General features: G+C 49.6%; 8 protein-coding genes. All 8 read left to right on the forward strand.

Going from position 1 to position 5502, the window contains the following annotated elements:
- Positions 1-977: AAA family ATPase (locus RRY12_12415; protein ID MEG2185476.1), on the forward strand; the 977-nt coding region annotated here is incomplete at its 5' end.
- A 195-nt stretch (positions 978-1172) separates the two neighbouring features.
- Positions 1173-1463, forward strand: a complete 291-nt coding sequence (locus tag RRY12_12420; protein MEG2185477.1) for a hypothetical protein — start codon at positions 1173-1175, stop codon at positions 1461-1463.
- A gap of 150 nt (positions 1464-1613) precedes the next feature.
- The gene (locus RRY12_12425; GenBank protein MEG2185478.1) at positions 1614-1850 is read left to right on the forward strand and encodes a hypothetical protein; all 237 of its coding nucleotides are present in this window, start codon (positions 1614-1616) and stop codon (positions 1848-1850) included.
- 13 nt (positions 1851-1863) lie between these two features.
- Complete coding sequence (locus tag RRY12_12430; protein MEG2185479.1) at positions 1864-2379, forward strand: hypothetical protein; 516 nt, start codon at positions 1864-1866, stop codon at positions 2377-2379.
- Between the two features lie 142 nt (positions 2380-2521).
- The gene (locus tag RRY12_12435; GenBank protein ID MEG2185480.1) at positions 2522-2803 is read left to right on the forward strand and encodes an HNH endonuclease; all 282 of its coding nucleotides are present in this window, start codon (positions 2522-2524) and stop codon (positions 2801-2803) included.
- Positions 2804-2934: 131 nt separating this feature from the next.
- Positions 2935-3297 (forward strand): hypothetical protein, encoded by a 363-nt coding sequence (locus RRY12_12440; GenBank protein MEG2185481.1) that lies wholly within the window; start codon positions 2935-2937, stop codon positions 3295-3297.
- 285 nt (positions 3298-3582) lie between these two features.
- The gene (locus tag RRY12_12445) at positions 3583-4944 is read left to right on the forward strand and encodes a terminase TerL endonuclease subunit (GenBank protein ID MEG2185482.1); all 1362 of its coding nucleotides are present in this window, start codon (positions 3583-3585) and stop codon (positions 4942-4944) included.
- A 10-nt stretch (positions 4945-4954) separates the two neighbouring features.
- Positions 4955-5502: phage portal protein (locus tag RRY12_12450; protein ID MEG2185483.1), on the forward strand; the 548-nt coding region annotated here is incomplete at its 3' end.

Genomic DNA, 5502 nt, shown 5'->3' on the forward strand with positions numbered 1-5502 from the left:
CCGGGACGGGCAAAACCTTTGTCGTGCTCGATTGGGTGCTGCGCATGGCGGCGGGCGTGGAAACGTGGGCGGGGCTCCGGGTGCGGCCTGGCGGCGTGATATACCTTGCCGGAGAAGGTCATTATGGGCTCAAGGCCCGCATTGCTGGCTGGAAACAGTATCACAAAGTCGAGCATCTTAACGCCTGGGTCTCCGGCGGCGCCTGCGACCTCAACACCCCGGAGGGGCTTGCGAAGACGATATCCGAGATTCGCGCGCTTGAGGCGGAAAACGTCGCGGTAATCGTCGTGGACACCCTGCACCGCTTTTTGATCGGCGACGAAAACAAAGCGACAGACACGAAAACGATGCTTGACGCCTGCAGCGCCCTATCTCATACCTTTGACTGTTCGGTGATTCTTGTGCATCACACGGGGGTAAACCAGGAGGCGAAAGGCCGGGCGCGCGGAAGCTCGGCATGGCGCGGCGCGCTGGACAATCAGATACTCGTGACGAGCTCCGGCGACAACATCAAGCTGGAACAGGTTAAGCAAAAGGACAGCGAGCTTGCGGACTCAATATATTTGGAGCGCATCCCAGCCCACCTGCCAGGCTGGTTCGACGAGGACGGCGAGCCGGTATCAACGATCGTGCTCGAGCCGGACGAACACGGGGGCGAAAAAGAGATAAAAGCATTGTCAAAAAACTCCCAACGAGCCTTACAGGCATATCGCGAGGCGGCCGAAAAAGTTGGACTTCTAGATGAGCATGGCGAATTTGCAGGCGTCCAATTAGAAGAATGGCGGAAAACCTTCTATAAAAACCACAAAGGAAAATCTCAAAGGCAAGATTTTAACAAAGCAATAAAAGATTTGACAGAAAAGGGGGATTTAATAAAAACAAACGATATATTCCAAATGTCAGAGGATTATGAACTTGAAAAGGTACATATTAAAAAAAAGTTGCAAAATATTGCGTCGCAACCGTCGCAACAATAATAAACATTAAAATATACTGTGATACCAACAACTTTTTGATAGCGTCGCAAAAAAATAACGACGGTCACGACGGTAAAAACGACGATTGACCCATTTTTAACAAGCGTCGCTACCGTCGCGCTACTCTTTAGAGTAGCGACGGTGCGACGCAAAAGGGCGACGGTTTGAAAGTTCAAAAAAAAGGAGACTACAAAAATGAATAGCGATGATGCTTTTGAAAGAATATGTCCAATATTTTTAGCGGCAATAACAATCGCAAAAATGTGTGATACAAAAAATATGCAAATAAAAGATTCGATACGGGATGAAGACTCAAACTTTAAGCAGGGAATATTTTCATTAATTCAACTAGAGACAGGTAAAAATGGCGATAGAGTCGTCTCTCACGATCCTACTTGTCAGGCTGGATGCTGTGCGATGTGGCAATGGGATGATAAAAAAAACGACGAAGGTCATTGCGGGCTCACGCATGGAAGTAATAAATAACTGTCGATGCGGCAATGAATTAGTCTCTGTAATAGAAACGGTCGAATGCACGCAAATCTATTGCACAAAATGCGGTCACTCTACAAAGCGCCGTGATAGAGCCTGCGCCGTGAAAGTCTGGAATGCACGATATGAAAGGAAGAGGACATGATGAAACGTTACGACGTAACAGATAAGCAGCTTGAAGCATTGAAAAAATTGATTGAACAGTACGAAGAATTGTCAGATTATTTTAATGTGGAAACGCTAGCTGAAGATGAATTAGCGAGCATTGAAAAAGATCTTGCAGAGCTTAATCGTGATATGAAATTTCTTGTTGAAGATATAGAATCACAGGAGATTGAGCAAATATCAACACGTCAAAAATATTTTTCAAATTTTGCATAGGAGTTGAATAACATTGCCTAAGAAAGTGAGCATGGTCCCTAAAAAAGTATCGCAAATAGAGGACGTCCTTTGTTTGTTTGCTGATTATTGTCCTACGGGGCTGGCTTGCTTTTTTGGAGATGAAGAATTTCCTGACACGGAAGAGCTGGCGGCAATGGCATTGGCGAGGTATGCGCCGGCGGAAGACGTCGGCCCGGTTGATGGCGGCAAGGGCACGCCGCAACAGCAGATTATTATTGAAGCCAGTGAAAATATCAAGAATGTGGTCGCGGCCGCAGGCGGACTTGAAACTGTGCAAAAAGTGTTCATGCTTTTCGAGGCAGAGATGCTGGAGAACGCGAAGCTGCTCCGAGAGATGAATTATATCGGGCGCAGCTTCCGTTATCCGTCGGTCGAAGTGTTCGCTTATAAACACCATCTCACAGAGAAACAATTCTACCGCAAACGTAAAAAAGCGTTGAAAGAAATAGCATGGGAGATTTACAGGCGATGGAGGTTGTCCGAAAAAGTGTCCGAAATTATGTCCTAAAAAACGTCCGAAAAAGTGTCCGAAAAAACGTCCGAAATAATGGCATAGATTTTATCGAAAAAGGGCGATATTATATCAGCATCAAGTTCGCGCGTCCGCAGGGGAAACCTTGCGGATGTTTATTGTTGGGAGTGGTGACAGTATGGCACGGCGTGATTTCTACACATCGGCGGCGTGGCAGCGCTGCCGGGACGGCTACATCAAGTCGGTGCATGGATTGTGCGAGCGCTGCGGCAAGCCAGGCTATATCGTCCACCACAAGGAGCACATCACAGACAGCAACGAGGACAACCCGGAGATCACGCTCAATTGGGCGAATCTTGAGTACCTCTGTCTTGATTGCCACAATAGAGAACATTTCGCCGCATCGCCAGTGCGTAACGACGTGACGTTCGACGCCTCGGGGCAGCTGGTACCGCGATAGGTTATTGCTACATCGTTGCATATCCCCCCCATCAACTGAAAGTACCCTAAGCGGCTCCAGACCGGCGGCCTCCATTGGAAGAATACGCAGACCGCGCGCGTGAGCCCCCTACCTGAAAGGAGCGTGAAAAAATGGCTCAGACAAAAAACGCACGAATAAAAAAAGAACAAAAACGCCTCAGCAAAATTTTCGTTTCACGCTCCGAAAAGGAACGTGCGGCGATCGAAGCGCTTATTAAGCGCGCCGCCTATATGCGCGTGACGCTTGAAGACATGGAAGCGGATCTCGACGCAAACGGATTCGTCGAGATGTTTACGCAGAGCGATAAACTGGAGCCTTACGAACGTGAGCGCCCCGTCGCCAGGCTCTACAACACCATGAATAAAAATTTTCAGGGCATTATGAAGCAGCTCACCGAATTTGTGGAAAAAGAGCCGGTGCGAGATGCAGGTGAGACGGATGGATTCGACGAATTTGTCAATGCCCGCGAATAACGGGCGGCATATACGGGACTATTACCGTCAGATCGCCGCCGGCGAGACGGTCGTCAGCGATAAAGTCCGCAGAGTTTATAAAGATCTGGTTCGCGCGCTTGGCGACGACTTTGGCGAATGGACCTTTGACGAAGCCAAGGCTGAACATCCGATCGCGTTTATAGAGAAATATTGCAAACACAGCAAAGGCAAGCTCGGAGGCAAGCCGTTTGTGCTGGAACTCTGGCAGAAGGCCCTTGTCTCCGCGCTATTCGGATTCGTCAGTCGCTTTGACGGGACGCGTAAATGGTGGCGCGCAAAAACGGCAAGTCGGCTCTCGGTTCCGCGATCGCGCTCTACATGCTGCTGGCAGACGGCGAAAACGGACCGGAAATCGTCAGCGCCGCCACCAAGCGCGAGCAGGCAAAGATCATCTGGCTGGAATCAAAGCGCATGGTGAAAAAGTCGCCGGTGCTCTCTCGGCGTTGCCGCTGCCTTGTCGGAGAAATCGACTGCGACGCAAATGACGGCGTATTCAAGCCGTTGTCTTCGGAGTCTGGCACGCTCGACGGTCTAAACGTCCATTGCAGCCTTATCGACGAGCTTCACGCGATTGAGGACGGGAACCTCTACAATGTCATCATAGATGGCATGAGCGCCCGCGAGCAGCCGTTATCCATCATCGTAACGACGGCCGGCACGGTGCGCGAATCCATCTTTGATCAGAAATACGAAGAGGCTGAGCTTATAATCAAAGGCTATGACGATCCTGACGGCTATAAAGACGACCGCGTGCTGCCGATCATCTACGAGCTCGATGCCCGTTCGGAATGGACGAATGAAAGATGCTGGGTGAAAGCAAATCCCGGTCTCGGCACGATAAAAGAGCTGCGGACGCTGGCCGATAAGGTCGCCAAGGCAAAGAAAAACCCGCGGCTCGTTAAAAATCTCGTAACGAAAGACTTCAATATTCGTGAGACAACATCCGAAGCGTGGCTAACGTTTGAGCAGCTTAACAACCCGTCGATTTTTGACATTGCCGAATTAAAGCCTAGCTACGCCATTGGCGGTGCAGATTTATCGAGTACGACGGACCTGACTTGCGCAACACTAATGTTCATGGTTCCTGATGATCCTCAGATTTATGTGTTGCAGATGTACTGGATACCAGAAGATCTTTTAGAACGGCGCGAAAGCGAGGACCGCGTGCCTTATACACTTTGGAAAGAACAGGGCTGGCTGCGGACTTGCCCTGGCAACCAGATAGATTATAAGTATATCGTAGAGTGGTTTGTCGAAATGCAGAACGAACACGGGATATATTTATCGTTCTTCGGTTACGATGCATGGTCGGCGGTTTATTTCGTCCAGGATATGATAACCAATTTCGGCGATTATGGCATGGAAAAGGTAATTCAGGGCAAATATACCCTATCCGCGCCGATGAAGTCGCTGGGAGCCGACCTTGAGGCGAAAATAATCAATTACAACAATAACCCGATCCTTAAATGGTGTCTATCCAATACCTCGATAGACGTAGACAAGAACAACAATATACAGCCGTCGAAGGGCAAGAGTCAGATCCGACGCATCGACGGCGCGGCTTCGCTGCTTGACGCCTATGTGGCATTCAGCCGCCACCGCGAAGAATACTTAAATCTGATATGAGGTGATTTACATGATCAAATGGCTTACGAAAATCTTCAATCGCAGCCCTACCGCGGTGCGCTATGAGCTTATACAGGACAAGGGCAACGGCTATTATCAATGGGGCGGTGATCTATATAAATCCGATATAATCCGCAGCTGCATTCAGCCGCATATCTCGGCAATCGGAAAACTGGCGCCGGTGCATGTGAAGCCGGAAAAGGCCGCCGGCGATTACTTTTACATCAAAAAGGTGCTGCAGGAGCCTAATCCCTATATGCCAGGCTGTCTTCTGCAGGAAAAACTTGCCGCGCAGCTGACGCTTAACCGCAACGCCTTCGCCTATATCAACCGCGACGGAGGCGGCTACCCGATAGAGATATATCCGCTGCATGTGATGAACGCCGAGGCGTTATATGACAAGCGGGGCAATCTTTACCTGCGTATCATGCTGCGCAACGGCAAGCAGGTCACATATCCCTATGGCGATGTGATCCACCTGCGGCGCGATTTTTACGAGAATGACATCTTCGGCACATCAGGGCGAGAGACGCTTAGCTCGCTGATGGAGATCGTCGG

The organism is Cloacibacillus sp., from assembly GCA_036655895.1.
Classification (GTDB): Bacteria; Synergistota; Synergistia; order Synergistales; family Synergistaceae; genus JAVVPF01.